Annotated in this window: 25 protein-coding genes; 11 read left to right on the plus strand and 14 right to left on the minus strand. The window is 67.9% G+C overall.

What is annotated here, in order from left to right:
- Window positions 1-161: 161 nt before the first annotated feature.
- Window positions 162-3,026, minus strand: coding sequence for an ATP-binding cassette domain-containing protein (locus tag F8566_RS09910; RefSeq protein WP_449691372.1), 2,865 nt, complete (start codon window positions 3,024-3,026; stop codon window positions 162-164).
- Window positions 3,027-3,228: 202 nt separating this feature from the next.
- Window positions 3,229-4,386 carry a DUF11 domain-containing protein gene (locus F8566_RS52885; RefSeq protein ID WP_151559734.1) on the minus strand — a complete coding sequence of 386 codons (1,158 nt, stop codon included), beginning with the start codon at window positions 4,384-4,386 and terminating at the stop codon, window positions 3,229-3,231.
- Between the two features lie 288 nt (window positions 4,387-4,674).
- Between F8566_RS52885 and F8566_RS09920 the strand changes: the two genes are divergently transcribed.
- Together F8566_RS09920 and F8566_RS09925 are read left to right on the plus strand one after the other, a co-directional pair.
- Window positions 4,675-6,168 carry an alpha/beta fold hydrolase gene (locus tag F8566_RS09920; protein ID WP_192809609.1) on the plus strand — a complete coding sequence of 498 codons (1,494 nt, stop codon included), beginning with the start codon at window positions 4,675-4,677 and terminating at the stop codon, window positions 6,166-6,168.
- Window positions 6,169-6,689: 521 nt separating this feature from the next.
- Complete coding sequence (locus F8566_RS09925) at window positions 6,690-7,196, plus strand: hypothetical protein (protein WP_151559737.1); 507 nt, start codon at window positions 6,690-6,692, stop codon at window positions 7,194-7,196.
- A 329-nt stretch (window positions 7,197-7,525) separates the two neighbouring features.
- Here F8566_RS09925 and F8566_RS09930 read toward each other — a convergent pair whose 3' ends face one another.
- Window positions 7,526-7,777, minus strand: a complete 252-nt coding sequence (locus F8566_RS09930) for a hypothetical protein (RefSeq protein ID WP_151559739.1) — start codon at window positions 7,775-7,777, stop codon at window positions 7,526-7,528.
- Window positions 7,778-9,597: 1,820 nt separating this feature from the next.
- On the opposite strand from F8566_RS09930, the gene F8566_RS09935 reads away from it, so the two are divergent.
- The 7 genes from F8566_RS09935 to F8566_RS09960 all read left to right on the plus strand — a co-directional run bounded on the left by F8566_RS09935 (window position 9,598) and on the right by F8566_RS09960 (window position 14,611).
- Window positions 9,598-10,518: a chaplin gene (locus F8566_RS09935; RefSeq protein WP_192809610.1), complete on the plus strand. Its 921-nt coding sequence runs from the start codon at window positions 9,598-9,600 to the stop codon at window positions 10,516-10,518.
- A gap of 63 nt (window positions 10,519-10,581) precedes the next feature.
- Window positions 10,582-11,115 carry a class E sortase gene (locus F8566_RS52890; protein ID WP_225993027.1) on the plus strand — a complete coding sequence of 178 codons (534 nt, stop codon included), beginning with the start codon at window positions 10,582-10,584 and terminating at the stop codon, window positions 11,113-11,115.
- A gap of 510 nt (window positions 11,116-11,625) precedes the next feature.
- Window positions 11,626-11,820: a hypothetical protein gene (locus F8566_RS09945; protein WP_151559744.1), complete on the plus strand. Its 195-nt coding sequence runs from the start codon at window positions 11,626-11,628 to the stop codon at window positions 11,818-11,820.
- Window positions 11,821-12,172: 352 nt separating this feature from the next.
- The gene (locus F8566_RS09950) at window positions 12,173-13,642 is read left to right on the plus strand and encodes a helix-turn-helix domain-containing protein (protein ID WP_225993059.1); all 1,470 of its coding nucleotides are present in this window, start codon (window positions 12,173-12,175) and stop codon (window positions 13,640-13,642) included.
- A 104-nt stretch (window positions 13,643-13,746) separates the two neighbouring features.
- Window positions 13,747-13,971: a hypothetical protein gene (locus tag F8566_RS09955; RefSeq protein WP_151559745.1), complete on the plus strand. Its 225-nt coding sequence runs from the start codon at window positions 13,747-13,749 to the stop codon at window positions 13,969-13,971.
- Window positions 13,968-14,096, plus strand: coding sequence for a hypothetical protein (locus tag F8566_RS52220; protein WP_264159300.1), 129 nt, complete (start codon window positions 13,968-13,970; stop codon window positions 14,094-14,096). The genes F8566_RS09955 and F8566_RS52220 overlap by 4 nt, the downstream gene beginning before the upstream one ends.
- A gap of 59 nt (window positions 14,097-14,155) precedes the next feature.
- Window positions 14,156-14,611 carry a hypothetical protein gene (locus F8566_RS09960; protein ID WP_151559747.1) on the plus strand — a complete coding sequence of 152 codons (456 nt, stop codon included), beginning with the start codon at window positions 14,156-14,158 and terminating at the stop codon, window positions 14,609-14,611.
- A 321-nt stretch (window positions 14,612-14,932) separates the two neighbouring features.
- Here the strand turns inward: F8566_RS09960 and F8566_RS09965 are convergent, their stop codons facing one another.
- On the minus strand, window positions 14,933-15,511 hold the full coding sequence (locus F8566_RS09965; protein ID WP_151559749.1) for a TetR/AcrR family transcriptional regulator: 579 nt from the start codon (window positions 15,509-15,511) through the stop codon (window positions 14,933-14,935).
- A gap of 85 nt (window positions 15,512-15,596) precedes the next feature.
- Here F8566_RS09965 and F8566_RS09970 point away from each other — a divergent pair, with 85 nt between their 5' ends.
- Window positions 15,597-16,106 (plus strand): nuclear transport factor 2 family protein, encoded by a 510-nt coding sequence (locus F8566_RS09970; RefSeq protein ID WP_225993028.1) that lies wholly within the window; start codon window positions 15,597-15,599, stop codon window positions 16,104-16,106.
- A 39-nt stretch (window positions 16,107-16,145) separates the two neighbouring features.
- Here the strand turns inward: F8566_RS09970 and F8566_RS09975 are convergent, their stop codons facing one another.
- The 9 genes from F8566_RS09975 to F8566_RS10015 form a co-directional block, all read right to left on the minus strand.
- Window positions 16,146-17,309: a sensor histidine kinase gene (locus F8566_RS09975; protein WP_151559751.1), complete on the minus strand. Its 1,164-nt coding sequence runs from the start codon at window positions 17,307-17,309 to the stop codon at window positions 16,146-16,148.
- A complete protein-coding gene (locus F8566_RS09980) occupies window positions 17,302-17,742 on the minus strand; it encodes a response regulator (protein ID WP_151559753.1) in 441 nt (146 codons plus the stop codon). Before F8566_RS09980 ends, F8566_RS09975 begins: the two co-directional genes overlap by 8 nt.
- A gap of 244 nt (window positions 17,743-17,986) precedes the next feature.
- Complete coding sequence (locus F8566_RS09985; RefSeq protein WP_225993029.1) at window positions 17,987-18,577, minus strand: M15 family metallopeptidase; 591 nt, start codon at window positions 18,575-18,577, stop codon at window positions 17,987-17,989.
- 1,063 nt (window positions 18,578-19,640) lie between these two features.
- Entirely contained in the window at window positions 19,641-20,198 is a 558-nt protein-coding gene (locus F8566_RS09990; RefSeq protein ID WP_225993030.1) for a carboxymuconolactone decarboxylase family protein, read from the minus strand.
- Window positions 20,195-20,815 (minus strand): TetR/AcrR family transcriptional regulator, encoded by a 621-nt coding sequence (locus F8566_RS09995; protein WP_151559755.1) that lies wholly within the window; start codon window positions 20,813-20,815, stop codon window positions 20,195-20,197. Before F8566_RS09995 ends, F8566_RS09990 begins: the two co-directional genes overlap by 4 nt.
- A 484-nt stretch (window positions 20,816-21,299) precedes the next feature.
- On the minus strand, window positions 21,300-22,103 hold the full coding sequence (locus F8566_RS10000) for an ABC transporter permease (RefSeq protein ID WP_151559756.1): 804 nt from the start codon (window positions 22,101-22,103) through the stop codon (window positions 21,300-21,302).
- On the minus strand, window positions 22,100-23,086 hold the full coding sequence (locus F8566_RS10005; protein WP_151559758.1) for an ATP-binding cassette domain-containing protein: 987 nt from the start codon (window positions 23,084-23,086) through the stop codon (window positions 22,100-22,102). Before F8566_RS10005 ends, F8566_RS10000 begins: the two co-directional genes overlap by 4 nt.
- A gap of 31 nt (window positions 23,087-23,117) precedes the next feature.
- Window positions 23,118-23,963 (minus strand): DUF4097 family beta strand repeat-containing protein, encoded by an 846-nt coding sequence (locus F8566_RS10010; protein ID WP_151559760.1) that lies wholly within the window; start codon window positions 23,961-23,963, stop codon window positions 23,118-23,120.
- A 113-nt stretch (window positions 23,964-24,076) separates the two neighbouring features.
- Window positions 24,077-24,670, minus strand: a complete 594-nt coding sequence (locus F8566_RS10015; RefSeq protein WP_151559761.1) for a toxin-antitoxin system HicB family antitoxin — start codon at window positions 24,668-24,670, stop codon at window positions 24,077-24,079.
- Between the two features lie 466 nt (window positions 24,671-25,136).
- On the opposite strand from F8566_RS10015, the gene F8566_RS10020 reads away from it, so the two are divergent.
- On the plus strand, window positions 25,137-25,496 hold the full coding sequence (locus F8566_RS10020; RefSeq protein WP_151559763.1) for a hypothetical protein: 360 nt from the start codon (window positions 25,137-25,139) through the stop codon (window positions 25,494-25,496).
- 3 nt (window positions 25,497-25,499) lie between these two features.
- On the opposite strand, the gene F8566_RS10025 is transcribed toward F8566_RS10020, so the two are convergent.
- Complete coding sequence (locus F8566_RS10025; protein ID WP_151559765.1) at window positions 25,500-25,682, minus strand: hypothetical protein; 183 nt, start codon at window positions 25,680-25,682, stop codon at window positions 25,500-25,502.
- Between the last annotated feature and the right edge of the window lie 326 nt (window positions 25,683-26,008).

Raw genomic sequence — 26,008 nt, forward strand, 5'->3', positions numbered from 1 at the left:
TGCCGCGATTGGGAGCACGGCACGGCGATCGCACTGCCGGTTGGCGCGGCGTGCGCGAATTCCGTCAGCATGTAGCGGGCCAAGGCTTCTTTGATTTGGGCCTGAGCCGGCGAACAGTCCAACGGTAGGCGGGTGCGAGCGAGGATGCCTGCGGGGATTGGTCAGGGGGCTACGTAGGCGGCGAGGTGCTGGCCGGTGAGGGTGGATCGGGCGGTGATGAGGTCGGCGGGGGTGCCTTGGAAGATGATCTGGCCGCCGTCGTGGCCGGCGCCGGGGCCCAGGTCGATGATCCAGTCGGCGTGGGCCATGACGGCCTGGTGGTGTTCGATGACGATGACGGATTTGCCGGAGTCGACCAGGCGGTCGAGCAGGGCGAGCAGTTGCTCGACATCGGCCAGGTGCAGGCCGGTGGTCGGCTCGTCCAGGACGTACACCCCGCCTTTCTCACCCAGGTGAGTCGCCAGCTTGAGCCGCTGACGTTCACCACCGGACAGGGTGGTCAGCGGCTGGCCGATCGTGAGGTAGCCCAGCCCGACGTCGGCGAGCCGCTGGAGGACCTTGTGCGCGGCGGGGAGCTTCGCCTCGCCGGAGCCGAAGAACTCCTCGGCTTCGGTCACCGACATCGCGAGCACCTCGGTGATGTCGCGGCCGCCGAAGGTGTACTCCAGCACTGATGCCTGGAACCGCTTGCCCCCGCACTCCTCGCACGTGGTGGAGGCACCGGCCATGATCGCTAGGTCCACATAGATGACGCCGGCGCCGTTGCAGGCGGGGCAGGCGCCCTCGGAGTTGGCGCTGAACAGCGCCGGCTTCACCCCGTTGGCCTTGGCGAACGCCTTACGGATCGGGTCGAGCAATCCGGTGTAGGTCGCCGGGTTGCTGCGCCGCGAGCCCTTGATCGCGCTCTGGTCGATCGACACCACCCCCGCGCCAGCGGGCATCGACCCGTGCACCAGCGAACTCTTACCCGAACCGGCCACACCGGTGATCACGGTCAGCACACCGAGCGGGATGTCGACGTCCACGTCCCGCAGGTTGTGCTTGTTCGCGCCACGGATCTCCAGCGTGCCGGTGGGTGTCCGCACCTTCTCCTTGAGAGACGCCCGGTCGTCGAGGTGGCGGCCGGTGATGGTGTCGCTGGTCCGCAATCCCTCGACGGTGCCCTCGAAGGAGACGGTGCCGCCTGCTGCGCCAGCGCCGGGGCCGAGGTCCACGACGTGGTCGGCGATCGCGATCATTTCTGGTTTGTGCTCGACGACCAGGACGGTGTTGCCCTTGTTGCGCAGGCGGAGCAGCAGGTCGTTCATCCGCTGGATGTCATGCGGGTGCAGCCCGATCGTGGGCTCATCGAAGACATAGGTGACGTCGGTGAGCGGGGAGCCGAGGTGGCGGATCATCTTCACGCGCTGCGCCTCGCCGCCCGACAGGGTGCCGGCGGGCCGGTCGAGGCTGAGATAGCCGAGCCCGATCTCGACGAAGGAGGCGAGGGTGTCGCGCAGCGTTGCGATCAGCGGTGCCGCGGACGGTTCGTCGATGCCGTTGATCCAGACGGCCAGGTCATTGATCTGCATCGCGCAGGCGTCGGCGATGCTGATCCCCCTGATCTTCGACGCGCGGGCCGCCTCGTTCAGACGGGTGCCCTCGCAGTCGGGACAGACGGAGAACGTCGTCGCCCGTTCCACGAACGCGCGGACGTGCGGCTGCAGCGAGTCGATGTCCTTGGACAGCATCGACTTCTGGATCTTCGGGATCAGGCCCTCGTAGGTGAGGTTGACGCCCTCGACCTTGATCTTGGTCGGTTCCTTGTAGAGGAGGTCGTTCAGCTCCTTCTTGGTGAACGTGCGGATCGGCTTGTCGGGGTCGAAGAAGCCGCAGCCGATGAAGATGCGGCCGTACCACCCGTCCATGCTGTAGCCGGGGATGGTGAGCGCGCCCTCCCTGAGGGACTTGCTGTCGTCGTAGAGCTGGGTCAGGTCGATGTCGCTGACCGAGCCCATACCTTCGCAGCGCGGGCACATACCGCCGTGGTAGACGGCGTTGCGCACCACGATCCGTTGCCCCTTGCCCTTGTCGACCTTCATCGACCCGCTCGCCGTACGCGCCGCGACGTTGAACGAGTAGGCGATCGGAGGTCCGGCGTGCGGCTGCCCGAACCGGCTGAACAGGATCCGCAGCATCGCGTTGGCGTCGGTGGCCGTGCCGACCGTGGAACGGGGATTGGCGGCCATCCGCTCCTGGTCGACGATGATCGCGGTCGTCAGCCCGTCCAGGACGTCGACCTCGGGCCGTGCCAGCGTCGGCATGAAGCCCTGCACAAAGGTGCTGTACGTCTCGTTGATCAGCCGCTGTGACTCAGCGGCGATCGTGCCGAACACCAGCGAGCTCTTCCCCGAGCCGGACACGCCGGTGAACACCGTCAGCTGGCGCTTCGGGATCTCGACGCTGACGTCCTTGAGGTTGTTCACGCGCGCCCCGTGCACGCGGATCAAGTCATGGGCTTCGGCACCGTGCGGCTGCGCGTCCGTTCCCGGGGCCCTGCTCACCCGACCGGCACCAATTTCGCGGTCTCCGTCAACCAACCAACGGCCATCGCGCATGAGCTCGCGGTCGGGCAGCTCGTTCTCCTCGCGCCACGCCTGGATGCGGCGCGGGGTAACCCGGAACCAGCGGTACGGCGTGTCCTGCGCACGCGGGTCGAAGCCGGTGCGCGCGGCGAACCGGTCACCGACGTCCTGTGGAAGCGCCCCGATCTCAAGGACCTCGACTTCGCCCTCGATCATGGTCACGTCGCGGGTGGGGCCCAGGCCCAGCCGAACGGTGCGGGAGCCGGCCAGGTTCTTGCCGGTCGGGCTGTTCGCAGGCGTGGCCAGCAGCAGAGCTTCGCCGTCCCAGTCGAAGGACAGCGGCACCATGTACGGCGCGCCGTCCGGCGAGGCGCTGGACACCCAGACATCGATGTCATGGGCGAGTCGATGCTCGGTGTCGCGACGGCGCTGGTCGCCGGAACGGGGGTCGGTGCTCGTCACGGTTGGTCAGCTTAGTTCCCAGATGAGGATCATGCTGATCGGCGGAATCGGGAACGGGACAAGCCCCCTCCGTCGCGTCCGCCGCCGTCAGCGGGACGCCCCGGGCATGGCGTCGCGGCCTGGCCGGTGAGCCGGGTTTCGTCCTCGCTGACGGCTGTCGCCGTGGCGCCCCTGGCGACTTTGGCGATGTCGGCGACCGTCGCTATGCGGGTTCATCGGTTTGCGGGGAGGGTGATGCCGGTTGGGAACGGCGGGCTCGCCAGCAGGCGATTCCGCCGACCAGCAGAAGTGCCAGCCCAGTGCCAACCGGTGCCGCCATCGGCATACCGGTCTGCGGCAATTGTTCGGCGTCCCGGGCGGGCTGCTTGGGCGAGGCCGGGCTCCTCGGGTGGTCGGGCTTGTGCCCTGCGGGCTTGTGCCCTGCGGGCTTGTGCCCTGCGGGCTTGTGCCCTGCGGGCTTGTGCCCTGCGGGCTTGTGCTTTGCGGGCCTGTCCGCTGCTGGCTTGCGCCCTGCGGGCTTGTGTCCGGCTGGCCTGTCCGCTGCGGGCTTATGCGCCTTCGGATTGTGCGCTTCTGACCCGTTCGTCAGCGGCTTGTGTGGCCGGGGCTTTTGCGAGTCCGGCCTATCTGTCCCTGGCTTTTCGGAGGCTGGCTTATCTGCCGCTGGCTTATCTGCCGCTGGCTGATCTGATTCCGGCTTGTTCGGCGCTGGCTTGTCCGGGTCGGATTTGGGTGCTGCCGACTCGGATCGTGTCGACTTGGCGGGGATGATGCGCAAAGTGTGGGTGGCGACCTTACGGCCGTCCGGGTGGGTCAGAACGGCCCGATTGCGCAGTCGGCTGCCGCTCTTGGCGGTCGGCGATACCTGCACGTCGATGCGTACGGTGACCGATCGCCGATAGGCGACCTGGCGCCAACTGCAAGTCACGTCGGACGCCTTCCCGCCCGTCCGGCAGCGGGGCCCGCGCACCTTGGTGACCTTCAACCCAGCGGGTACGTGGTCGGTGAGTTTGACCCTGTAAGCCGGGACCATGCCGACGTTGCGCACCCGCAGCACATAACGGAACCGCTGCCCTGGCCGGGCCGACGACAGCGACGCCTGCTTGCTCAGCGACAGGCGCGGCGCCGTCCGAGGTCCATCGGCCGGCTGCGCCAACGCCGGCATCGCCCCTGTCAGTCCGATCATTCCTGCCGCCGCCAGGCTGGCCATCACTACTTTGGCCGCCTTTGCCGGTCCAGGCGCCTTCCTGAACGGATTGCGTCGTGCCGCCGTGCGCGCGGCCTGGAATGGCCCATGCGCTGGTTCTGCTATGGGCTCCTGCATGCTCCTGGACAGGCAGTCATGCTGCGACTTGGCCATGGTTTCCCCCGGGTGACACTGACGGGCCCCCGCCCGCTTCCGGCGATCACCTCGCTTTGCGGCAAAGCGAACGTCCGGTGGATGAGATGCGGGTAAGCATCTAACAATCGCAAGATCACGTCTGTCTCCAACATGCGCCGGCAAAGTAAAACCTGATCGCTCGCCGGGGCACGCTCGTCACCGAGACCTGCGAGCCAGTCATCTCCCTCAAGATCACTCCAGAGTCCCGCCGGCGATTCCCCATGGCGAGCGATGTGTGGCCGATCGTGCGCCATTCATGCTTTCGCCATGAAACAGACCTTCAAGGGTGTCGGCGTGGCGGTGGCGGCGCTCGCTGTCATGACGGGTGGTGCGAGCGCCGTGTCGGCGCAGCCCGCGCAGGCGCCCCGGGGCGAGCCGTGCCTGCCGGTGCCCGGCGCCGAATGTGGAACCGTGCGGGTCCCGTTGCAACGAGCGCATCCCGAGTTGGGCAGCACCACCGTCGCCTACGCGGTGATCCGTCACCGGGACACGTCCAAGCCCGCCAAGGGGACGGTTGCGATCAATCCGGGCGGCCCGGGTGACTCCGCGATCGCCTACGCCCCGAGGTTCGCCCAGGCGTTCAGCGATCTCTTGAACGATCACGACCTGCTGCTGATCGATCCGCGCGGGGTCAACCGATCCGACCCGATCGACTGCGCGTCCCTCCGTTCCCTTCCCGCGACCCGCGACGGTTTCGTACGGGCGATCGGCGAGTGCGGCCGGTCTCTGGGAACGCGTGCGCGTGGCTACACCTCGGCCGAGATCGCCGACGACTTCGACGCCGTTCGCGCCAAGCTCGGCATCGAGCGGCTGGACCTGCTCGGACAGTCGTACGGCACGTACCTCATGGCGGTCTACGCCCAGCGGCATCCGGATCGGGTGCGTTCGGTGGTGCTCTCAAGCGCCTATCCGCTCGCGTTCGACATGTGGGCGCGCCCGGAAGCCCGAGCGGCTCGCCGGGCCCTGAAGCTGATGTGTGAACGCAGCGGCGACGCGTGCAAGGGCGACCAGGTATTGCGGGACATCGCGCGGCTCGCCGGGCGACTGCGCGAGCGGCCGGTCCTCTACACGATGGAGGGCGACGACAAGCAGCGGCGGCTGGACGACACCTCGCTCGCCTCGATCGTGTTCGGCTCCACCGCGCAGGCTCCCGAGGCCATCGGCGATGTCCCCGCGATGGTCCGCACCGCACTGCGAGGCGACAACACCCTGCTGATCGCCGCCGCCCGGCAGCAGGCCCCGATGAGCGGATCGGCGGCACCTCGTGAGGAGGAGAGGCCCTTCAACCCTCCGCAGGCGGCAGCCGTGATGTGCAATGACTATCCGAAGCTGTGGGACCGTAAGGCGCCCATCTCGACCCGGCTGCGGCAGTTCGCGGCCGGGCGCGCGGCGCTGCCCGAGCAGGCGTACTGGCCGTTCGGAAAGGAAGCCTGGACCAGCTCCATGACCGCTCAGGGCAACGCCTGCATCCGCTGGCCCGACCGCGATGGCCCGGTGCAACCGGTCGACGGCCCGTTCCCCGACGTCCCGGTGCTGGTCGTGTCGGGCGACCTGGACGCCAACACCCCGACCGAGTCGGGACGCCTGGCGGCCCGGCAGTTCCGCCGCTCCACGGTCGTGGAGGTCCCCAACGTGGGCCACGTGCCCGAAAAGGAGCCGAGCGGCTGCGCGGCGGCCATCGAGACCGGCTTCATCCGTGACCTGCGGGTGGGCGACATCTCCTGCCTGGCCAAGATCCCGCCCGTACCCGTCCGATCCTGAAGCCCTCGCGCGCTAGAGGTCGCTCAACCGCGCGGTGACAGGGACGCGTGGAAGCAGGGACGCGTGGAAGCAGGGACGCGTGGAAGCAGGGACGCGTGGGCGCGTGGGCGCGCTGTCGAAACGCTGGTGTGTCTGCTCGCTGCGAAAGTGCAAACGCCCGGTGGCCGAATCCCGGCCGCCGGGCTTGCCGGTCTGTTACTGCGGTCAGGCCCGCGCGTATTGGCGAGGGCCCGTCCGAGCGCTAGGCCGTGTCTGACAATTGATGGTGGCGGAGCCACAAGATGATGCTGGCCAGCAGCACGCCGGGAGGAGGGCCCGCGACGGCGTCCCACTGCCGGCGTACGCGCTCTTCCAGCACACCCAGGTGGCGGCGGCCATCGCGCGGCAGCAGGTCGGTGTCGGCCGGGTGCGGGTCACACCCCTACGGTTTATGTTCGTCATGGGGGTCGTCATGGCCCGCCACATCCTGCCAGCCGGCGGAGTCATTCAGCTCGCGCAGTCAGGCACTAGGCTGCCGCGGCATGTCCGATCTCTACGAATTGCTTATTACAGCTGAGCTTCCGGCGGATCTTTCGGATGCGGAGCTTGCCGAACTGCGCTGGCATCTCGGGCGCGGGCCAGAGCCCAAGGAATTCACCATCGTGACCGACTTTGAGGTCGAGTACGTCGGTGATGGTGATCCTGCCGCGGATGTGGCCGACGACAGTTGGAAGACTCGGCGAGAGCCGCTGATGGCTCGGCGCGGGCCTTCCGACGCGCGGGTCGGCGGGGTGGATTTCTCCGAGCTCGCCCTCCGGCAAGGACGTCACCCGGCCTGGGTCTTGACCTCGCGCCAGGAGATCCACGGCCCCACTCACTGGAACATGTTGATCGAAATGATCCGGTGGTTGGAACGAAGGACGACCAGTCCCTGGGGCGAGGAGGGTCTCAACTTCTATTTGCGCCACTGCGAGGACACCACCCTGAGAGCGGCGAGACTCAATGGCGAAAGGATCGTTTCTCGGGAAGACCCTGGCCAGTTGCTCTGACCTTCCGCATAGGTGGATGGCGGCCAGTCGAGCCCAATGCAACGCAGCTGCCGCAGGCCAGCGTGTCCATGTCCTCGTGCGCGGTCATGAGTGGGCCATGCCCTTTAGGCGGCAGCATTCGCGCGTTAAGGGGCGAAAAAGGTCGGCGGTCGTCAACACGAAGGGGGCCGTGGGGGCGGCAAGGCGCCCCGGGCCGTGGGCCGTGTTCGGGGTTGGGGTGGTGTGTGGGGGACACCGTGGGGGGGGGGCCCCACCCCGGGGGGGGGGGGGGCCCCCCCCCCCCCCCACGGCCCTTGCCCTGTGATCAGGGTTGGCTTCTTGTGAGCGGGTCAGTCGTCGACAACGGAACCGTTGATGCAGTCACCCGACTCGTAGGTCATACCGAGGATGTTGTGGATGGCGGCACCGACGCCGGCGATGTCAATGCCGCGGCAAGTCTGGATGCCGATGATCTGGACGTTGCCACCACCTTTGTGGTGGTCGTCGTATTCGTCTTCGCCACCGGCGTGGGCCGGAGCAGCGCCGAACGTCAACAGCGCGGCGGATCCAGCAAGGCCAGAAATGACCAGCTTCTTGAGCATGAGGCTCTCCATTCACGGTGAGTGCAGTCGAACAACACGCAGGGGGCGGGAGCCTCCCGCGTGCAGGCAATCGCATCCCACCCCTCGCCGGAAGACAAGCACGCCAAACCGAATTTCATCGGCTGTTGATACAACGTGGCAATCCCTTTTCCATAGCGGTCGAAGATAACCTGTTATATTCTGGCTCATTCTAGACAAGGTAGTCAGGTCACTAAAATACGGCCAATGGCGCCCCGCGCTTCTCGCGGCGCATTTCCCCTTCGGCTTGCTTCGATTGAATACTTGCAGTCCCAAGGGGCTTTCTGGCATTAGGCAAGTGGGGGCAAAGGCGCATGGCAACCGCGTTGCACTCCGAGGGCGACCGATAGTTTGGCCTGCGCTCGACGCCGAATGGACCTCGGCGCTGCGACGGGTGGTGAGCGCAGCGAACTTCACGCGTCCCGCCGGGAGGAGCTGCGCTCACCGCTTCTCATGAGCGACCGCGGGGGAGAGCCCGTCCGAGTGTTCACGGCATCGGCAAGCCTTAGTGGCCCTCTTTGACAATGCAGCCGTCAAGAAAGGCCAATCACGCGATTGAGCACCGGAGAACAGCACTCACGGGCTGTTAGCGTCCGTGCCGTCCAGCCGAACGAGGGAGCGTCACCGCTGGTCTGCGAGATCTCGAGGAGTGTGGTCCGATGCCGCTACTGGCGCCGGCGTGTCACGGGGTCGCAGTGCCCCGAGGCCGGCTCCAGCCTGCGCTGATCTCCTGCGCCCGGCGCGTCGTGACAACGGGTTTCCTCGTGGCGGCCGGCTGGCTGGCGGTCGCCGCGCTCGCCGAGCGGGACGCCCATGCGGCCTCCTCGGCACCTGTCGACTGTTCAGGCTCGACCGCTGCGGTGAGCGCGACCACGTCTGCAGCCGCGGCCTGCTCGCGCGGGTCCGTACGGCGAGAGACGCGTGCTCACGTAAAACGCCTCGCCACTGGGCATCACAGCGCGACTGAGGCGGTGGCCGCCTCGGCGAAGGTACGTTCGCGGGCGGGATTGAGCTCTCGCAGCCGGGCAGTGCGGCAAACGGTCGTCCATGAACGAGGGGACGCGAGCCGGACCACGTTGACCAGCGACTCTCTCAAGCGAATCGGGGGGACGCTCGTCGCCGCGGCCGACCGGCTTCAGCGATCGGCCTTGGCCGTCGTGCAGCCACAGGCGTTCAGCGCGACCTCGCTAGAGGTCTCCCCGCCATCGATCGACGGAGTCCTCGCTCTCCCGATGAGGTCGCCTGAGACTCCGTCAGCCTCGTCGGAAGAGCTGCTCAGCAGCGGCGCGGTCAACATCCAGCCCGTTCAGGCGCCCCAAGTCGGAGCAGGCTCTGCGTTGGCGCCTGGCGAGACGATCGCGCCCGGCGAGACGTTCGCCCAGCCCCTGCCCAGGCCGATCCTGCGATCGACCACAGCAGCATCCGATCTGTCGACCAGTACCGACGGTGACTCGGGAGAGCCGACCCAGGTGCCTCCAGCGGCTTCGGGCGGACACCATGTCGGCGGAGCCTCGACCTATGCAGGTCACGGTCCCAGCGCACTCGGGACGCTGGGAGTGACCCGGACCTCCCCAGCACTCGCGCTCGTGACACAACGCATTCGGCTGGCAAAGGCGCCGACCGCCTCCACGCCGGACGTTCCGGTTCCCGCTCCCGTTCCCGAATAGGCGACGCGTCGCTTTCTCGCACGTTCGACGCACACCAGCGATGGTGCTCACGCCATTGCCACCCCGTGCATCCACATCGAAAAAGGAGCAACAAGAATGCGAAACTGGGCCAGAAACTCTGCTCGCGTCGCTCTGGTGACAGCGGGGGTGGCCGCCGGCTCGAGCATCACCGGTGGCGCCACGGACGCGGATACGACCAGCGGTGACGTGAGCGTGCTCGGCGGCAACCAGATCAACGCGCCGATCTCCGTACCGATCAACATCAGTGGAAACTCCGCGGCTCTGCTGGGAATGGCCAAGGCCGAGTCCCTCGGTGGGGCCCACGTCGCCAAGATGGGCGACGGCGGCGGATCGATGAAGACCTCGGGCAGCGTCTCAATGGGAGGCGGGAACCAGCTACGCGCTCCGATCAGCATCCCGATCGACTTCTGCGGCAACGCCCTCGCCATCGCCGGCGTCGCGAAGGCCGCTTGCAAGGGCACGGCCACGGTCACCCACCACGGCGGGGCGGGCCCGGGAGACAAGACCTCGGGAACGGTCAGTGTGCTGGGCGGCAACCAGGCCTACGTTCCCATCGACATCCCTCTCGACGTCTGCGGGAACGCGGCAGCGGTGTTGGGCGTGGCCAAGGCGTTCTGCCGGGGCGGCGCGCACGTGCTGCACGGCTCTCACGATCCGGGCGAGCACGATCACCACAACGGCCCGCCGCCGCCCCACGAGTGCGCGGACCGGGTTTCCGTCCGCGGCCGGGCCAACCCCGATTGCGAAGGAACCAAATCGGCAAAACCGCCGCTGCCGGTCAAAACCAAGGCCAAGACCCCCAAAAGGCCAAAGTTCAAGAAGCCGAAGATCTTGCCGTCCACCAGGCGCATGGCCGGCACGCCCGAGCCGGTGGTCGAGGAGCCACTGCCTCCCATGGCGCAGACCCTGCAAGATCTCATCCGGGCGGCGGGAATCCCCGTCCCGTCCCCGGAGCACGCGGCGGAGTACCGGCCGACCCTCGGAGTGACGAAGGGCCTCCCGGTTCACGTGGCGGGCAATCCTCTCCTGCGCTGAATTACGGAAGGGGGCGGCGCCTTCGAAATGCCGCCCCCTCACAAAGAAAGCTCCGAGCCTAAAATGCACAGACTCCCGTCGCGTTTCCTTTGGATAACACTGCTCACCGTGGCCACGGTCGTAAGCACGCCGCAAGCGGCCAGCACCCACGCTGCCGCACCAGCCATCGCCACTCTCATAATCCCAAAGATCGGCCTCCACGAGAGGATTCGCGAAGGCGTCGGCAAGGCCAAGCTGAGACGCACTATCGGGCACTACCCTGGCACCGCCAAGCCAGGGCAGGTAGGGAACGTGGCGCTACTGGGCCACAGAACCACCGGCCGAGCCCCCTTCCGCAAGCTCAACCGTCTCACCAAAGGAGACTCGATCGTACTCAAGACCAAGTCCCATTCCTTTCGATACGTAGTCCGCCGCATTCGCATCATCTCCCCGTCCCGAACGAACGTCCTTAATCCAACACCCCTCCGTCCGGGCAGAACCCCCAAGGGCCGCTACCTTTCCCTCATCACCTGCCACCCCAAGGGCAGTGACGCAAAGAGACTAGTGGTCATAGCCAAATTGGTAGCGACAAAGACAACCAAGCAATCAAAAAGCTAATGCGGCGGACGTGGGGGTCACCGCGCAGACCAGCTGCTGAGCCAATCAGGAGATCCACCCCTAGGCCCGTCGGCTGCGCCCCGAACCCGAAGGCCATGTGCCACGCGGCCGGTCTCGACCGATGACCCAGCGTCAGCCCTGGCATCCCGCCAGCTCTGAACCTCCGCGCAGGACACTTCGCTGTCTCTTCCACAACGTGGTTCCTTCAGGGACTTAGCCGCTTGTCGCCGGCCGCCAGGAGCCAGGGCCTGAGGGGCGCGGCCAAGTCCCGCGCGAACATCCAACTCACAGGAGTTGGGCCACTGAAAGGCAGGAAGATCGGACCAGAACATGTCCGTAGAACCACGCTGACCGTTGGTGAAAGGAACGCCGCGAATCCACTTCCGGCTGATGCGGGATCGGCGAAAGGCGGCGACTCCGGTGCGCCTGATCGGAGACACTCCGTCAATGAACGTCTCGATCAAGGATTTCAGCCTGTCCCGGTAGCTCTTCGCCGCAAGGGACTTGGTCATGATCGCCGCATTGGCCGTCGCGTTCTGGCCGGTCCAGTCCGGCACCCGTGCCTGCGGGACCGCGTTCAACTCCTCGCATGACACGATTTCGGCGTACCTGGCCGCGCTCCAGGCAGGGCAGCAAACCGAGGCGCGCGACGTCCTCAACTGCGACAAGGGGCGAAAGACGGCCCGCAATTACACGATTCGATGACCTTGGGCGGGGTTCCTGATGCTCGGCGGCTGGGTGGTCGCGGCCAGGAGCCAGCCGCTCCAGGGTTCGCCCGATCCCACCTGACGGCGCGGCCGAAGTCTGTCGTCGAAGGCGTGCTGGTCGAGGTCGACCTTGTCTTGATCCCCCTGCGAGAGGGAGGCTGGCGACCTGGTGTTCGCTGGCAGCCCGTCGACGTTCGCCCCCTCCCTTGAGGTGAACGAAGCAGGCGCTCTCGTGATCGCAGCAGGTACCGAGAGGACCGTCTCCGACACGGACTTGCGCCCGTGGCGCCCGGTGTAGTTGATCGATTGGAATGCCTGTCCTTGCTGCCCGGGGCCCGGCGTTGATCACCGTGGACGGTGTGCCGATGACGGATGGACGTCTTTGCTCGGCATGTAGGGATCGCCTGCCGGGGTGGATGCGGCAGGATGCTCACGCGCTCAGCAGCCGCTCGGGCACCATATCGAGGTTGCCCTGTGAACGCGTGAGCCCCGCGCCTAGCCTGGGAGTTGTCGAGACTCAGGAGGTACGGGGCCTATGCGTGAAAGTGAGACGCGCACCCCGGCAGTGGGCGGCGCACATGGTCGATGATCTGGCCGGTAAGCCGACCGGTGAACGGATCAAGATCCTTCGTGAGCGCAAGGGCCTCTCGCGCCCCACTCTCGCCGGACTGGTCGGCATGTCCGCGTCCTGGCTGAAGGACGTCGAACGCGGCCGACTCCTCCCACCCCGACTCCCCAACCTGGTCAAGCTCGCCGAGGCGCTCGGTGTCGGAGACGTCGCGCTGCTCGCCGGCACGGATATGCACATCGGGGACGCCGCATCCATCCCCATGGCATCGTTCGCCCGCATTCCCCACGAGGCGGTTCCCGCAATCCGCGATGCGATCCGCGCGCCGCTGCTCACCGTCCCGGCTGGCCCCGTCGACGTGCCTGCGCTCGCCAGTCGCACCGCGCACGCCTGGCGACTCTGGCATGGATCCGTGAAGCATCGAACCGACGTTGGCCGGGTCCTGCCCGCGCTCATCCGCGAAGCGCGGTTCGCCGTTCGCGTCACCGAGGTCGACGACCACCGCGACGCGAACGCGGTCCTGGCCGACGTGTATGCCCTCGCGCAGCACGAAATCGTGTGGGCGTCCGAGGCAGAACTGATCTGGGTCGTGGCAGACCGAAGCATGAGCGCCGCCCACGACGCTGACCGGCCAGTGACCCTGGCCGGCGCCGCATGGACGCTCGCGATCGTGCAGCGCTCCATGGGCGACCTGGACGGCGCGATCGAGCTCGTCAGCAAAGCAGCAGGGATCCTGCGCCCGAGACTGGAGGACGGCCCGGTCGAGCTCCAGGCGATGTACGGGGCGCTCCAGCTCCATGCGGCCACGACAAGCGCCCGTGCGGGCCGGGAAGGAGACGCGCTTCGGTACCTCGAAGAAGGGCAGGCGACGGCCGAACGTTTGCCGAGCGGCTATCACCACCCGTGGACGCAGTTCGGCACCTCGAACGTCGCCGTTCACTCGGTGTCCATCGGCGCCGACCTGTCGAAGTCGTCAGCCGCGCGCGACCGCGCCCAGCAGATCGACCCGGACACGATTCCGAGTCGCGAGCGGCGCGCCCGGCTCATGGTGGAGACGGCCCGGTCCTATCACCAGCGCCGGGACTACTCAGCCGCTCTGGACTGGTTGGAACGCGCCTATCCGGTCTGCCATGACTCGGTGCACTACTCACCGCAGGCGCGACAGATGGCTTCTGACGCAGTCGACTACGGCGGCCCAATGATCGATCGGCGGGCCCGGGTCTTCGCAAGGATGCTTGATCTTCCCGTTTAGGGGCGGGCTCACCACCCCGTTCCGCAGCGCGTACTCTCCACCCCATGGCGGTGGGGTGCGGGGTGCATCCATCGCGTCGCCCGATCACGGTGAGTCTGTGTCACATGCCAAAACCGTCACCGGCAATTGATGTCGAGGAGACCAAGGCGGCGTTCCGCCGAGAGTTCTCCGGCTGGTCCATCATCACGACCAGTCGTGACCGCTGGTGGGCGACCCGCAACCCCGAATGCGACCCCAAGACCAGGTGGCTCGTCGACCACTACGTCACAGCGCTGGACGCCGATACGGCCGACGAGCTACGCACCCAGCTTGACAAGCTGTACCGGTGAAGGCCACCGACCACCTGGACGCCGGGCGTGCCAGGGCGTGGTGGCCGGCGTGGTCCGGCCGCGTCGTGCCGTCGCGAGCGCTGCACGTCGTGGCCAGGGATGAAGCCGATCTGAAGCAGGCCTGAAGCCGCCGGCCGCTTGACTGGCCATGTCAGCACCCACAACAGGGGAAGGACATTTCACGATGATCAATTTCACCTGGGCCAAGGCCGCGGCGCTACCAGCGGCGGTGGTCGCAGTGACGTGTGTGTCAGCGCCAGCGCTGGCGGCCGACAACGTGGCCGAGCCCGCCAAGTCGGCGCATGCGGCAACAAGCGCAGGTACCTCCCAAGCCGCGCAGGCGGCGTGCGTGCTGCGCTTCCGCGTCAGCGCGACCGAGGACGTCGGCGCGAGCGGCGACGAGCCCTACCTGAAAGTCAATACGGTCTTCTGGCGTGCCCCCGGTTCCATGGATGACGGCGCAGTCGCGGCCGTCAACAAGACCGTGCATGTAGGTGACGTCGTGCAGGCATGGGAAGCGGACTCACCGGATGCAGACGACTTCATCGGCAGCGACATTGTCACGGCATCGGGCACTTTGTTGGAATTCACCGGCGATGGCGCTGTGTACTCGGCCAGGTACCGGCTCGGCGCTTGCTGAATCCCTGGCCGCACGCCTGCTGCAGGACGGCCCGCGGCTGACTCCGCGCGGTTGGGCCGACGGCCCGGCCACCGGCCGCTGACCAGCACCACGTACACACCGACCGCGAACACCAACCGGCCCGGGACCCCTGACAGGTCCCGGGCCGGTCGCCGTTCAGCGCGTGGTGTTCCGGCCAGCCCTCGGCACAGGCCGAGCCATCGCGTGACGGTATTGCGGATCAAGACGCTGTGAGTTCCTCTGGCTGACGCCGGTGAGAGCGTAGCCGGACCAACCGGACCTGCAGATGATCGAAGCGTGAGGCCGCCGAACGTGGCGAGGTCACTTCGCGCCGAGGAGACGGAACAGGCTGGTGCGGAGCAGCTCGTCTGCCTCCTCGCCGGTCAGACGCCCGGCGTCGCGCTCTTCGCTCGCGGTGTGGGCGAGCTTGATGGTGACCGCGACCAGCCAGTCGGGCGGGAGCCGGTCGTCGAATTCCCCGGTGCGCTGGCCGCGTTGGATGATGCGCTTGAGCCGGTCGGCGACCGCCGTGTGCCGTTCCTGGTCCCCCTGTGGGCTGACGGGCAGCGCGCTGATCTTCTGTAGCAGGACGGGGTGGCGCCCAGCCGTCCGGGCGCCGGCGTCGATCAGCCGCAGCAGCGCGTCCGCGGCCGGTCCCACCTCGAGGTCGGCGGCGTCCATCTCCGCGACGGTCTCCTCGGTGAGCCGGTCGAGGACCGCTGCCAGCAGCCGCTCCCGCGAGGGGAAGTGGGCATAGACGGTCTGGCGGGTCACGCCCGCGGCGGCGGCGATGGCCTCGACACTGGCGTCGGGACGGGTGTTGAGGACCTGGACTGCCGCATCCAGGATGGCCGCCCTGCTGCGCTGGGCGTCGGCGCGGCGATTGCGGGACGAGGTCATCTCTTACACCTTGTCAAAGTTGTTAAGTCCTGCATATCTTACAGCCTGTAAGAGTTTCTGGGAGTCCCAGCCTGATGGGAGTGCCATGCGTCCACTGAACGACATCGATCCCAAGCGGTTCATCGCCGACTTCTTCACCTCCTTCACCGAGGATCTCCTGCGCGACGACGAGGATCCGGCGACGATCATCGACCGCTACCACACGCCGGACATCGTCGAGATCGCCGACGGACACCGGATGGACCGGGACAAGCTCATCGCGCACACCCGCCCGGTGCGCAAGAACCGGCCCAGCAGCCGTATGGAAGTGCACGAAGCACTGGCCAACGGTGACCAGATCGCCGCCCGCTACACGTTGCACGTGCAGCAGCGCAACAAAGAGTTCGCCATCGAGGTGCACTTCTTCGGGCACTTCGCCACCGACGGACGGATGCGCCGGGCGCACATCCTCACCCGCACCCTCCCCGCCGACGGCGTGGCCGACCCGGCACCGTCGGCACCCGACAGGCAGGAGGCATCGGCATCGGCATCGGCATCGGCCACAGAACCGTTGCCGCTGCTGGTTGAAGTCGATGGGCCATTCGGCGGCCGCTAAGCCACCGGCGGAGTCCTCCACCGAATTCCGATCAACGATCTAGTGGGACCGGTTCGGGAACGGCACCTGCGGTACGTGGGGGAGGCGAATCGTGACGAGGAGACCGCCGGTGGGGCGAGGAACGAGGTCGAGGGTGCCGTCGTGTGCTCGGACGATGCTGTGCACGATGGCCAGTCCGAGGCCGACGCCGGCGTGTTCGTCGGTGCGTATGCGTTGTGTTCCGCGTTGGAAGGGTTCGGTGAGAGTCGGTACCAGTTCGGATGGCACCCGATGGCCGGTGTTCTCGACCCACAGCACGCTCGCGTCGTACTGCGATTGAGTGTGGACGGTCACGGTTCCCCCGGTGGGGAAATTGTGGACGATGGCGTTCTGTATGAGGTTGGTCACCATCCGCAGGAGGAGCGCCGCGGAGCCGACGGTCTGTGTCTGCTCGCCGGTGACCTCGAGCGTGATCTGGCGCTGTTCGGCGAGGGGAAGCAGCGTTTCGGCGGCTTGTTCGGCCATGAGGGACAGGTCGACGGGCTCGCGGGTGAAGCTGCCGCGGTCGCCGCGGCTGAGCAGCAGGAGTGCCTCGGTGAGGTCGATCGCCCGCGCGTTGACCCTGCGGAGGCGTTCAATGAGTTCACCATGGTCCTGCTCGGGGTCGTTGCGGGCGACGTCCAGGAGCGTCTTCGAGATCGCCAGCGGGGTGCGCAGTTCGTGGGAGGCGTTCGCGGCGAACCTTTCCTGCTCGGCGACGTGGGATTCGAGTTGCGCGAGCATGGTGTCGAACACGTCGGCGAGCTCGCGGAATTCGTCGTTGGGGCCTTCCAGGCGGATCCGGTGGGACAGCGATCCGTTCGCTGCCATCCGCGCCGCGTCTGCGATCCGTGTGAGTGGTGCGAGCATCCGGCCGGCGAGGATCCATCCTCCCAGCAGGCCGAACACCAGGAGGAAGGCCAGTGCTTGGGCCGCGGGGGGGACGAATGCTTCTTGGAGGTCGTTGCGGTTGGGTACGTGCGGGGGCGCCGGTCCCCTGGGCCAGCTGCCCTCCGGTCCCCTGGGCCAGCTGCCCTGCGGCTCGGTTATGAACGTAACTTCGGGTACGTAGCGCAGCAGGAACACCCACACCACGGCCAGCAGGAGAACGCCGGCGACCAGGAGGAATCCGGCGTAGCTGATGGTGAGTTTCAGTCGGGTGCTGAGCCCTGGGCGCCTATTCATGAGTACCGCCAGGGTGGACGGGGTCAATGCCGGTGTCGATTCGGTAGCCGACGCCGGGCTCCGTGGCGATGAGCCATGGTTGGCCGAGTCGCTTGCCCAGGGCGGAGACGGTGATGCGGACGGCGTTGGTAAACGGGTCGGTGAGCGCGACGTGGCGTCCATCGCGGAAGACCTCCCGGCAGAAGGGATCCAGCCGCAGGACGGCCTCTCGAAGATCGAACGGTTTGGTGAGGTGATCGTCAGCACCGATCCCGAACCCGGACGGAGCGGGAATGTCGCGGTCGAGCACCGCCAGGTCGTAGGAATTGAGGACGAGCAGCTCCCACGCACATTCGCCGTCGCAGGCGATATCGGCCGCGATCGCTTCCAGCCGGAGACCGTCACGAATGGCTTCGGCCAGGTAGGACTCGTCCTCCACGATCAGCACGCGCATACCTGAACCCTAAGCAGCACGACATATCGCCGACATATGCAAACCGAACACGCCCTCCGGCACAGTGACCGCGACCCCCCTCCGCCTTGCGCAACGCCTGCCCGCCCTTCCCAGGCACCGGCTGGGTCATGGCTTCACACGCTCAGATACCGGCTCATGGGTCCGGGCACTGTCCGTGCTCATGGGTCCAGGCGTGGTGGTCGGATCCGCATACATCGGTGGGCGACCGTTGTCGGGACGCCCTTTAGCCATGCCAAGGCTCATTGCCGTAGAACTGACACCGCCCGTACGCGCCGTGCTCAGACAGCCAAGCCGCGGCATCCGGATGCGGTAGCCGGACCGGCTCGGTCGTGCGGTACTCGAAGTGCCACCACTCGTTGTCGTAGACGCGGTAGAGGCCGTACCGTCCGCCGTGCTGTTCGAGCCACCGCGCGCCCTCGGTCGGCCGGACGTCGAGTGCGAGCCCCCGCACGTGGCTGGATTCTTGCGGTGGCAGCACCCGGCGCCGGGCCGCCGATACCGACCCGGTGCGCCGCACCTCTGCGGCGAAGATCCGGTGCTGTTGGGCCGCGTCGCGATATCCCGAGGTCAAACCGATCAGCTGCCCGTCGCGCCAGAACGCCTCGGCCCGCGCCTGGGTGAACGCTGTGAGTGTTTGCGGTGCCAGCCCGCCCAGATCCTCGGCGGGGAAGCGCAGGCTCAACGCCCACTGGCAGGCCAGGAAGCGGGCATGGCCCGGCGCGCGGCAGAAGGCGATCGGCACCAGGAGCACCGCGATAAGCCGAGTGACGACGGCCAGGACGCGCGCTTTGATCGCCAGGCGTGGACGGGCCACAGCTCACCGCCGAAGGGTGAGGTCGTACGCGGGCCCCCGGTCGGCGAGAGCCGGGCAGCGCCCGGGGCGGAGCACCAGTCCGTTAATCGCTGCACAGAGGATCGCCGGACTGCCGAGCGCGATCCTGGACGTAGGACGGGTTGGCGGTGACAGTGATGAGCTGTGGTTCATGCCCCCACTGAAGACGGGGGGCTGTTGCGGTGGCATATGCGTTTTTCGATACGTCCGCGATACACGAAATCCCGGCAGAGAACCGGCGCCAACCGGCAGTGAGAGGGACCCACCGCTGGTGATCGCGACAGCCCGGCTGCTGCAGGCGCTGGACGACTCTTCCAAGGCTTGTTGTTTAGGGTCCTGATCTGCGCGTTTGGTGCGTCCTCGCTAGCGGCTACGCTGCGCCGAGCCGTACCGGGCCCCGGCCTGGTGTGGGCCGCCTCGACGACGCGCTGCCAGGGGCCCTTCCGCTACGGGCCCTGGCAGACATTGGGTCGTTTTTGCCCTGGGCGCGGGTGACCTTGGTGAGCTGGGGGGAACGAATGCTTGGGGCAGTGGGTGTTTGGCGTCACCCCCGTCCCGGTGCGGTCGAACGGGGGCGGCGTGCCCGGCAAAGGGCCTCCAACCTGACGCAGGCGGCACGCCGCCCAGCGGAGAGGGCGGCGCGGTTCAGGAAGCCAAGCAGCCCCGTTCGCACCCCATTTGGCCAGCGCGTTGAGCGCCCTGACGGCAAGGGCGCAGGTGCATGCGCTCGCGACGTTGTGGCCGGGCGCATCTGCAAGCGGCTGGGGTCCGATGGTTCCGCGACCCCTGCCACGCCTGCGCGACACCTGCTACACCTGCTACACCTGTGCGATGCCGGGGTGCCCCGGACACGGGTGGGGAGGCACCTGCCTTGCGCTGGATGCCCATTCCCCAGACTGCTGAATGCGGTGCTCGGCGGGGCCTCCGGTGGTGAGGTGGCCTGGCCGATGAGACGGAGGCCCTGCCCCCTGAGCCGCGTGACACCGTCGGGTGAACGAGTCAGGTCGGCCTCGGTGACCGCGCCGCCGACGCCGAGGCCGAGGCCTCAGGTGCTGCGGCTCCACTGCTGGTCTTGCCAGGCAGGATCGAGTGGGGTGTGGGCGATGTGGTTGGTGTAGTTGGACAGCGTCTTCATCCCCACGCCCAAGATGACGTCCATGACGTGGCGGCGGGTGTATCCGGCGTCCAGGAACGCCTGCACCTCGGCCTCGTCCACCCAGCCCCGGCCAGACACCATGAGCTGGGTGAAGCGCCGCGCCGCCTCCAGCGCGGGATCGTCGAGCGGCTTGCCTGCCCGCAGCGCCTCCACGACGTCGGCCGACACCTTCGACCGCAGGGCCATGGTGGAGTGGGCGGCGACGCAGTATTCGCAGCCGTTCTCCACGCTGGCGGTGATCCACACCACGTGCTTGGCGCGCACTGGCAGCGACGACTTGCCGAACAGTTCGGCGAGTGCGTTGTAGCCGGCAAGCAGCTCCGGCGATTCGGCCATCACCCCGTTGAGCGTGGTGACGAAGCCCATGCGCTTCTTGGCCGCTTCGAGGGAGGGGCGGGCCGCCTCGGGCGCGGTGCTCTCGTCATGAACGGTGAACTCAGCCATCATTTCTCCTCGTTGGGGGATTTAGGCGCGCACAGAGACTGCAGTGCCGCTGTCACGGTCGTTCTCAGATCGGCCGCCGGTGCTCCGGCGCGTGACCGCAGGTTCACCCCGTAGGCCAGCAGCGCCAGCACATCGGCGGCGGGCTGGATCTCCAGGCCGGGCCGCAACTGTCCGCGCGATCGCGCCGTCTCCAGCGCCGAACGCATGGCCGCCCGCAGCTGCGCGTGATGCGCATCCAGCACCTGGCGGACCTCAGCATCGGCGCCGGAGCCAAGGTCAGTCCCGGCGTGGGCATTGGAGACCATGCAGCCCCAGCGGGCGTGCGGGCCTTCGCAGCGGGCCTGGATCAACCGGTCGAAGAACTCGGCGATCGCCGGCAGCCCCTGGCCGTCGGCGGCCAGGGCGTCGAGCACCGGCCGGGATCGCTGATCGACATAGCGGCGCAGCGCCGCCAGGTACAGCTCCTGCTTGCCGCCGAACGTGGCGTACAGGCTGGAGCGGCTCAGGCCGGTGACCGCCACGACCTCACCGATCCCGGTCGCAGCCGCACCGCGCCGCCAGAACAGCTCCACCACCTGGTCCAGCACCCGTTCGGGATCGAAGTGCTTGACGTCCGGCATCAGCCCTCCAGCTATCTTGGAACGACCATTCCAAGATAGTCGGCCTCTCCGCTCCGCCGCAACCACCAGGCACGACCGGTCCGGCAGGCGCTCGCATGACATGGAGCTCCAGTCGCCGGCATGTCGCAGGGGGAGAAGCTTGAAATGCAAACTCACCGTGACTGACCGAATGGTTACTGTCACTTTTCCCTGGTAGGAGACGCGCCGATCGTGGTTTTGCCGTGAGCGGGCTGGGGGAGATCCCGGTTGGCACTCCGTTGTGGAGGGATCCAGTGTGGGTCGCCCAGTCCGACCCCCGCGGCCCACACCTCGACTGGCAGGGCCGGGCCCAGGGACGGGCCGTACCCGGGCGGGTGCCCCTCCCTGGGACCGGCCCGGCCTCGGGCGACGGGACCGGCCCGGCCTCGGGCGACTCCACGTTCGTTCCGACACGTTGAAGGCGCCCCTCCCGTGTGGTTGCCGGGTGGGGCGCCTTGCGTCGTGGTCAGCTGCTGACCGTCTTCTTGTAGAGGCGCGTTGCCAGGGGAACGAAGACGATCAGGATGATGGCGATCCAGAGAAGGGATACCGGGACGGCGTGCTGGAGGGGCCAGGCGTCCGAGGTCTTCATCGCGGTGCTGGTGTTGCCGAAGAGTTCACGTGCCGCCTGGGTGAACGTGGAGACGGGGTTCCACTCCGCGACGAGGCGCAGCGGGCCGGGCAGCTTCGAGGCGTCGATGAAGGCGTTGGAGATGAACATCAGCGGGAACGACACCATGGTGGCGACGTTGTTGAAGCTCTCCGGCGTGCGCAGCGCCAGCGCCACGGTCGCCGTCACCCACGAGAACGCGTAGGCGAACAGCAGCAGCAGTCCGAAGCCCGCCAGGGCCTCCAGCGGCGAGGTGTGCACGCGCCAGCCGACGACCAGGCCCATCAGTGCCATCACCACCAGGGTGCTGATGTTCATCAACAGGTCGCTGACGGTCTGGCCGATGAGCACCGCCGATCGCGCTATCGGCAGCGAACGGAACCGGTCGAAAATGCCCTTCTGCAGGTCGAGGGTGAGCGTATACCCGGTGGTCTGCGCGCCGATGATGACCGACTGGACGAAGATGCCGGGGAGCAGGAACTCCTTGTACGACATCCCCGGCACCTCGATCACACTGCCGAAGACGTAGGCGAACATCAGGACGAACACGATCGGGAACATGACCGCGGCGCCCAGCAGGTCCGGAGACCGCTTGATCTTGATGGCGTTGCGCTTGGCGATGGTGAGCCCATCGATGATCGGGAGGGTGAGCGCGTTCATCGGGTGATCTCCTGGTCCTGCGCGTCGGTGTGCTGCCGGTCCTCGGCCACCCGGTGGCCGGTGAGGGTGAGGTAGACGTCGTCCATGGTGGGCCGCCGCACGCCCGCATCCCGGACCCGGATCCCCTGCTCGGCCAGCCGGCCGAGCGCCTGGCGCAGCGACTCGGGGCCGTCGGTGACCGGCACCGTGACGCTCAGCCCCTCGGCGTCGGTCTGCATGGCGCCGACGGCGAGCCAGGCCAGCGTCTGCCGTGTGATCTCCAGCTCGGTGCGGTCGGTGACGGTCAGCTCGATCCGGTTGCCGCCCACCCGGTCCTTGAGCTGGTCGGCCGTGCCCTGCGCGATCGCGCGGCCCTGGTCGACGACCATGATCTGGTCGGCCAGCCGGTCGGCCTCCTCCATGTACTGGGTGGTCAGCAGCAGCGTGCTGCCGCCCGCGACGAGCTCGGAGATGACATCCCAGAGTTGTGCCCGGGCACGGGGGTCAAGGCCGGTGGTCGGCTCGTCCAGGAACAGCACCGGAGGGTCGGCGACCAGCGCCCCGGCCAGGTCGATGCGGCGCCGCATGCCGCCGGAGTAGCCCTTCACCGGACGGTCGGCGGCGTCGGTGAGGTCGAAGCGTTCCAGCAGCTCGCGGGCGCGCTTCTTGCTGCGCTTGGCGCCCAGGTGGTAGAGCCGCCCGACCATCTCCAGGTTTTCGGCGCCGGTGAGGTGGTCGTCGACGGCGGCGTACTGCCCGGACATCCCGATGAGGGACCGCAACCGCGCGGCGTCCCGGACGATGTCGCAGCCCGCGACCACGGCGCGCCCGGCGTCCGGCTGCAGCAGCGTGGTCAGCACCCGCACCGTCGTCGTCTTGCCTGCGCCGTTCGGCCCGAGCAGGGCCAGCACCGTGCCGGCCGGGACCGACAGCCCCATGCCGTCCAGCGCCGTCACGTTCCCGTACTTCTTGACCAGTCCTTCGGCCACTATCGCGTCTGTCATGGGGGTTCCTCGTTTCGGTACGCAGGGGTGGTCAGGACCGGTGGACGTCGATGTCGCCGTAGTTGGTGCTGGCGTGCACCTCGACGACCGTGTCGGTGGTCTCGGGGCCTTCCGCGGCGGTCAGGGTGTTGCGCACCACGCCGTTCTTGGAGTGCAGGTCCAGCCAGGCGGCCGTGCCCTCGGCGATGCCGACGTCGACCTTGCCGAAGCCGCCCTCCAGGCGGACGGTGCCGCTCACCGCCGCGCCGATCCGGATCCGGCCGTGCGCCGTCTTGGCGGTGAGACCGGCGAGCACGCGGCCGATGGTGATGTCACCGGTGCCCGTCTTCAGCTCCAGGTCGCTGGTCGTCTCACCGAGGTTGATGGCGCCGGTGGAGTTCTTCACGGTGCCGGGGCCGTCGACGGTCCCGAGCCGGATCGTCCCGGTGGAGGCGGTCACCTCGACCGGTCCGGTCACCCGGTCCACGGAGATTTCGCCGTGGGACGCCTTCGCCTCCAGCGGGCCGGTCTCCTCCAGGCGCAGGTCTCCGAGGGAGCTGCGCAGGACGGTCTCGGCGAGCGGACCGGTGGCGATGAAGTCCGCAGCGACCTCGGCCTCGACGCGGGACCTGGCCGGCAGATCAACGATCACGTCGATGGAGCCGCGCCAGGAGCGCAGGTGCGCCAGACCTTTGGGCTTGGGCCCCTTGACCAGCAGCCGTCCGCCGGAGAATTCGACGATCGTCTGCTCGGCGGCCTGCACGCTCGCCTCGCTGGACGGATCGCTCGGGCGCACCTCCACCACGGTGTCGGCGCGGTCGCCGGCGTGGACGCGGACCTGGCCGGTGTAGACCTGGATGTCGGCGGTGATCGGTTCGGGGGTGTCGAAAGCAGGCATGGCGGAGCCCTCCTCATGGGTCCGGTGGAGCTTCCCGGCCTCGGGGCCGGGCGATGAGTGGTGACGAGTGATGGGTCCGGCCGGGTGCTGGCAGGGCCCGGGCCCCGGTTCTGCTAGCGCACCCAGCCGGTGTAGCTGCGCCCGCTCTGGGACTGTTGCGGCCGGTCGGCGGGACGGCTTCCGGCGCCGGACTCGAACGCGGCGGAAATGGCGCGGACCAGCCAGGCGTTGACCGAGATTCCCTGCCGACCGGCCGCCTCCTCCACGCGGAGCTTGAGGTGCTCAGGCAACCGCAGGGTCATCCGCGCCGTGCCACCCTCCTCGGCGGCCGACGGCGCGGCGGGCGCTGATCCGGCGTGCGGCGGCGCGACGTGCGGCGCGGCATGTGCGGCGCCAGGCGGCGACACCGCATCCCATGCGGTCTCCCCCCCGCCGCCGGCCGCGCCACCTGAAGGCGGCCCCGGCTCTGGCGGCGTCACCACGAATGCCGGGTCGCCGCCGCGCAGCCGTACGTCGACCGAGCCCGGCGCCAGATCGCGGGTGATCTCGTCCGCGGCAGCCGACAGCGCCTCCAGCAGCGTGAGCCTGGCGGCCGATTCCAGGGCGCCGGTGAGGCGCTCGGCCAGCGCGCGGGCCTCCGGGCCGCCCGCCTCGGCGGCGACGGCGAGTTCGCGGCGGAGATTCTCGACGTACGGCATCAGATCCATGCGACAACTATGACGTCATGGCGACGTCATGTCAAACACGAGTGACGTCATCTTGCCGCTTACCGACACCAGGCGGCGTCACGGCCCGGCCGACACACATCCTGAACGCCCCTGAGCTGCTCTGAAGCGCGGCCTGTCGCGGCGTCACTCGCTTGTAGACGGTGACGGAAGTGCACTCGCTTGTACGTTGATAGGCGGCATTCGTTTACATTGCGTAGCTGCGGAGAGACTCTATGTCGTTGGCCGTTCTCCGGAAGATCGTCACAGCGAGGAGGTGGCTGTGCGCGGACTGGTCGGCAGCGTGCTTGTCGCATCCGCTTCCTCACCGGGCCTCCCGTCACGAGGGGCTCTACCCCTTGCCGAATGTGCTGGTTAACGGCGTCTGTGGGCCGTAGCTCGGCCGGACGTGGGCAGCTGCCCGGGAGACCCAGTCCGGTCCCGCTCCGGCGTGAGAGGGGTGATGGCGATGGCCAACCGGTTCAGGGTGGAGTATCGGCCTGCGGCTGACCTGCAGGACCACTACCGGTCGATGGAATCCAAGATGTGGAACCACATCCTGATGTTCCTGGTGATCGTGGGGGCGATCGTACTGGTGGCGAATCTGGCCGCCGCCTTCATCAACGAGCGCGGGACCATTTTCCTGCTCGCCGTGGAGATCCTGGCGATCATGGTGCTGATGCTGAACCAGACCTGGACCCGCCTGGACAAGCTGGCGCACGACCAGGACAAGGTGCTGGCCATGCTGCTCGCCATCACCAACCAGCCGCTGGAGACCACGGTCCACACCGAGCCGGCCGAGGGACCGACGAGACCGCACGGCGGCTGATGGTCACGATCGCCGACTCCCAGCGATGAGCAGGTCCACACCGAGCAGGTCGAGACGGACCACGTCCGCATGCACATTCGTGCTGACCGAGCGGCAGCAGGGGGCGGCGGTCAGGTCCGCAAGGAGCGCGTCGAGATTGACGGCGGCCCCCGGCAGCGGCGGCAGGCGGCAAGGACCGTCCGACACCTCGCCACCTCGCCACCGGCCCGGAAGCCGCTGCCGAACGGCCGGGCTTGCGGCCCGGTCGTTCACGCCTTGTTGCGCTCCCTTCGCCGCCGGCTGTGGCGCTGGGGTCGCATCTCCCTGGCCCGGGGTACGGGCATGCTGGCAAATGCCCAACGCCGTACGTGCCCGCTGGCGGGCGTTCACGGCGGCGATGTGGTCGGCGGAGACAGCGAGCCCGCACCGACGGCAGCAGAAGATGTCCCGATCGGCACGGTTGATCCTCATCCCGCAAGTACCGGCGGGCGGCGTTCACCGGCGATCCTGCAGCCGAGGTGATCGGGCTGCCC

Source organism: Actinomadura rudentiformis (assembly GCF_008923185.1).
Classification (GTDB): Bacteria; Actinomycetota; Actinomycetes; order Streptosporangiales; family Streptosporangiaceae; genus Spirillospora; species Spirillospora rudentiformis.